The organism is Tardiphaga sp. (assembly GCF_044340795.1).
GTDB lineage: Bacteria > Pseudomonadota > Alphaproteobacteria > Rhizobiales > Xanthobacteraceae > Tardiphaga.
This window is the reverse complement of the sequence record NZ_JBIISY010000339.1, coordinates 1-4977: the sequence shown is the minus strand read 5'-3', so window position 1 is coordinate 4977 and position 4977 is coordinate 1. Positions and strand designations below refer to the sequence as shown.

4 protein-coding genes are annotated in these 4977 nt (G+C 56.0%); 3 read left to right on the top strand and 1 reads right to left on the bottom strand.

Annotation, left to right across the window (positions count from 1 at the left end; genetic code table 11):
• On the bottom strand, positions 1-443 hold a 443-nt coding region (locus ACIQ17_RS30670), incomplete at its 3' end, for an MFS transporter (protein WP_398473251.1).
• Between the two features lie 319 nt (positions 444-762).
• On the opposite strand from ACIQ17_RS30670, the gene ACIQ17_RS30665 reads away from it, so the two are divergent.
• From ACIQ17_RS30665 to ACIQ17_RS30655, 3 genes are all read left to right on the top strand, one after another.
• Positions 763-1929 (top strand): tyrosine-type recombinase/integrase, encoded by a 1167-nt coding sequence (locus ACIQ17_RS30665; protein WP_398473250.1) that lies wholly within the window; start codon positions 763-765, stop codon positions 1927-1929.
• On the top strand, positions 1929-3404 hold the full coding sequence (locus ACIQ17_RS30660; RefSeq protein WP_161639115.1) for a site-specific integrase: 1476 nt from the start codon (positions 1929-1931) through the stop codon (positions 3402-3404). The genes ACIQ17_RS30665 and ACIQ17_RS30660 overlap by 1 nt, the downstream gene beginning before the upstream one ends.
• Positions 3394-4977, top strand: a 1584-nt coding sequence (locus tag ACIQ17_RS30655) for a hypothetical protein (RefSeq protein ID WP_398473249.1), incomplete at its 3' end; no start/stop codon positions are given. The genes ACIQ17_RS30660 and ACIQ17_RS30655, both read left to right, overlap by 11 nt.

The following is a 4977-nucleotide window of genomic DNA, read 5'->3' as shown; positions in this document are numbered from 1 at the left end:
ACATAGGTGGCGGCGCCGCCGTATTCGCCGCCCAGGGCCAGACCCTGGATCAGCCGCATCAGCACCAGAATGATCGGCGCGGCGATGCCGATGGCCGCATAGGGCGGCAACAGACCCACGACGAAGGTGGAAAGCCCCATCAGGAGCATGGTCACCAGGAAGGTGTTCTTGCGACCCCACAGGTCGCCCAGACGCCCGAAGACCACGGCCCCGAACGGTCGAACCGCAAATCCGGCGGCGAAGGCCATCAGGGCGAAGATGTAGCCGGTCGTCTCATTGACGCCCGAGAAGAACTGCACGGTGATGATCGCGGCCAGCGACCCGTACAGATAGAAATCATACCATTCGATAACGGTGCCGACCGACGACGCCAGAATCACCAGCTTGTCGTTCTTACCCACCACATACTCATCGACCGGCGCACCGATGGCGCTGTCCGTCATAGCGTAGCCTCCCAGCTGTCTGGTCTTTCCGACCGTTTTCACGCCGCAAGTGCGCGATTGGCCGAGAGAGTGACGCAGGGCTGAGACAAGCGTCAGGGCGACTTTGGTCGAGTGTCCTTTTCTCGCCTAAGATATATTATGCGAAGGCCGACCAATCTCATTTCTGTTGCAGCTGTAGCGCAAACCCACGACGCGCAGCTATCCAAATGGCGCAGCGACGTGGGTTTGGGCGGGCCGCCTCGACCCATATTAGGCTTGATCGCACTGAACTAAAGCTGCTGTAGCTTCCGTTAGTTACGCACTTATCAGCTGCCCACGAATGAGTTTGTTACCTCCATCGCTAAGCGGTCCTGCATGCGTCGACGCATTGGGCTTTCCTCGGTACGCCGCCACCATTTGGCTCGACTTCCTAAATGCGCATGCCGCAATTGCGACGCGTGAGAAGTATGCGCGCGCAATCTCGGGTCTCTATTGCGATGCCGAAGCCATGCAGCCGCCGGTGGACCTTGATAAGGCCCTCATAGAGACGGATCTGGGGGCCTTAAGAGCAGTTCTCTCCTCGGCGCTATTAGGCCATCAGACACGCCAAGCGGCAGACAAGAGGTGGGCTCTTCAGAAGCGGTTTGTGTTCGGCATACTCGAGATGGTTAACGGCGGTCAGGTGCCTGAACTGTCACGGCAGCTCAAAACGCTCCAAAGATCATATTCTCAAATACGAAGTGCAGCACCTACGAAGCCGATCAGCCAGACAGCTAGGTCGTTGCCGGCGGACGTTCTCGAAGACATGTTCGAGCTTGTCGACCCCACGAGCCGTCGGAATCCTTTCAGAACGACGATAGCTCGGTGGCGAAATTACACGATGGTCCTGCTGCTTTTTCAGCTAGGTCTCCGGCGTGGAGAAATGCTTCTTTTGACGCCGGACAGCATCCATTCCGAGTTCGACTTTCGTTTGGGAAAACAAGTTCACTGGCTCGATATAAATCAACCTGCTTGCGAAGACAGTCGGGCAAGCCCGCCAAGGCTGAAGAATGCATGGGCAGTACGAGAATTGCCTTTGTCTCATACTTTGGTATCTGCACTTGACGTTTACATTTCCCAATATCGTGGAGATCCGGATCACGAATTCCTTTTCTCATCCGCTCAGCGGTTGCCACTCTCAGAACAGTCTGTTGAAGAGATATTCCAGGTCATCAAGCGCAACCTCAGTCCCTCGGCGCACGAAAGTCTTGCAGCGCGCGCAGGTAATCAGCTTTCGCCGCACAGTCTTCGTCATACAGCCAGCGTTGTTAGGTATCAGCGGTTCTCCTCAAGCGGGATGGATCACGAGGAGATGAGCCGTAGAATCCGGCCTTTCATGGGTTGGGCGCCTGGATCAGAAATGCCGTTCCACTACGCGCGGAAATTCTTCGAGCCGCGCTATGCGAATTTGTGGGACGAAACGTTCGACGATGCGTTGGCCGCCCTTCGCGAAGGGATAGGTTGCTAATGGATCAGTACGATCTGTTCCATCACGAGGAACCAGCCGCCCCCCTACCCTCACTTCCTGCCTTGCCATCGCTGATCCGATATAGAGATCAGTTCAGACGATGCGATGTTACGTTGCATCAGCCTGGCGTGGGTGAGTGGCGCCTGCATAATAACGGAGGCGTAGCTAGCTTATCGTTGAGTTTTGGCGATCCGTGGGTTGATCATTTTTTGCGGGCTCACCTCGGCGAGAAGCTACTCGGATCGGTGACTACCGTGGTGAACTTCGCGCACGTTTATCAGGCGCTCCACCAGAAAAGCTTACTGATTCCAATCATCATTGCGATTGGACAGAGTACAGCGATCGAGTTCCAGAGGCGCTGGATCGACGAGTTTCGCGACATGCTTTCCCGCCACCATGCCATTGCTGTCAGGTCGGCTGCACAGTTCGCTTGTAGGTGGGAGATTGGCCTTTGGCGTGAGAGCGACAGTCAGATTGTCAGAGCGCTTCCAGGGCATGCGTTAGACAAGTACGCTGGCGTCCGAAACGGAACGAGTTTTTTGTCCGCATCGGCTCAGAGCCGTGTGGTCGATTTTCTAGATGTCACCGCCCGGAGATCCATGGAGGTAGGCCGCAAAGAACTGCAGATTGCTGCTGTGATAGCTCTCGGTTTCCAATTTGGATTGCGGCGACAACAACTGGCATCACTCGAGCCGACGGACTTCACTTTTCACGACGCCGATGTGTTGCACATGAAAGTGGAACTGTTGAAGCAACGCCATATCAAAGTCCGACGGATCGTGACGCGGAAGATAAATCCTGGATGGATTCCAATATTTCGGCGTTGGTCTGAGATTAGGCCGATCCACCAAAAGTACTTTGCGCTTCGTCCTGACGAGTTGAGCAAATTGGTACGAGACGCGTTGGAGAATATTACTGGGGTCGCATATGCCAATGGGGCGCTTCGGCACACTAGCGCGCAGCGTTTAGCCGATGCCGGTATCTCAAATGAGAGCCTAAGCGATTTCTTAGGGCACTCAGATACAACGGCGGCTCAGGTGTATTTCTCCGCATCTACTCGACAAGCTGCACAAATCAATATGGCGCTAGGCTACTCCCCTACTTACCAGGGCGTCGCTGCGGCAGCTCGAGGCGACATGATCACTGCCGCACAGCTTCTGCGGGAACCGGGGGATCGGCAGATCGCTGGGATGCCCCACGGTATTCCGGTCACCGGCATTGGAGCGTGTCAGTCAGGACAGTCTTCGTGCCAACGGAACCCCGTCCTCGCTTGCTACACCTGTCACAAGTTTCTCCCCGTCAGCGAACCCGGCGTCCACAATGCGTTGCTCGACGAGTTAAGGCAGGTCGTATTGGACTTTGATCAGCCTGAGAAACTTGTTCGCGTCAGTCCCGCCATGATGCAGCTTCGGACCACACTTGAGGCTATTGCGGAGGTTGCCGCGGCGGCGACAGACAGGGCAAATGACATCTGAGATCAGTAGTTTTATCGAACGGGCGCGGCAGATCGCGGACGATCGGGGCCTCAGTTGGAACGTACCTTACGACCTCTCGACCGGAAAAATACCGCGACTGGCGCGGTGGGATTTGTCGGCAGCGGCCGGGCACGGAGCTGGCCAAGCAGCGCAGATGACCACGTTTGCGACGCTGGCGTCAGGCGCGAATATGCTCGAACGTCTTGATGGCAGCTCGATGCCTCCCGTCATGGGCGCTGAATGGATCGAGTTGTATAAGGCAATCCTCCTACACGATCTGTTCGTGAAGCGGAACAAACCTCGTAATGGATTGTCCAATCTCGGAAATCCCTATCGCCTACTCGCAGGATGTGTCGGAGCGTCCGCTCCCTCACAGCTCACACCTGATCGCGTTCAGTTGAGCTTTAACGTTGCCTTGGGGGCCAGTGATTCAGGTCAATGGGCACGTCTGCTGAAGGGGCTCATCGTCTCTTGGTTCGACACTTTCCAGCTCGCCGACTTCCGGCCCCTAGCGCCCTACTGCGCGCCTTTCCCAGACAATGCACAGTCTCATTCCCAAGCAGACAAGCTGACGACGACCCTACGGCGCCAATTGGATGCGAAGCGCCCAGATAGTCTTCGATCAGACCTTAGCAGGCGGCATTACGAAGAGAAGCTGCCTCGGCCGGAGGCGATGGTTGAGTTGGTTCGCATCATCTTTAACGAGAGCCCTCGCACCACGTCCGACTTCATCCGCTTCCATCAGGCACGCATCCTTGCGGCCACTGGGTTCCGGCTAGGTGAAATGGTGAATCTTCCCGCAGAAACGCTCATCGTCAGGGATGACGGCATCATGCCTGGCCGCAGGTTCGGACCACCAGAGCCCATCACCAGCCTAACGCACTTCGCGGAGAAACAGCATCAAGACGGGCCAGGGCAGGAGTTCGTTGAGGCGACCCACCATGTTCCAAATCTGCTCGCTCCTATCGTTCGAGAAGCCGTGACGGCAGTTCTCAAAGTAACAGCGCCACAGAGGCAGATGCTCAAGCGCCAACATGCGGAGAAACGGCTTTTCGTTGGCCTTCAAGATGACGACCTTGTGCCGTGGGCGCATGCTTATCGTCGTATGTCGGGGATGATGCAGATTTCGCGGGAGCCGATCCCCAGCGAGCTCCAAGCGGCGTATCGGAGTACATACGATCCGACGCTGCTCGCGGAAATGCGCGCTCATCAAGACTGGAAGGTCGTGAGCGTCGGGCCCCACAACCAGGTGCGCGAGTACTTCCGGCGCATGGAAAGCGCATCTATGCGGCCGGTTCTCAGGAGGGCTGATGGCGAGATTTTCAGCTTTGCTAACTGGGAGCGGAACGATGGATCCGGCATATACGTGCGAGCTGGAGACATGGAGCAGCTAGCCAAACAGCATCTCCAACTTAAACTTCCCGATACGAGAACCGTACAGACAGGAGGTCGTTCTCTGCACGATTATGATTTCCTATTTTTAATACCAGGAAAAGTTATTGCCGAAGAGAAACATGGATCGATAGTAGATACTTACAACTATTTCTCGGTTAAACGAGCAGATCGCGTCGAT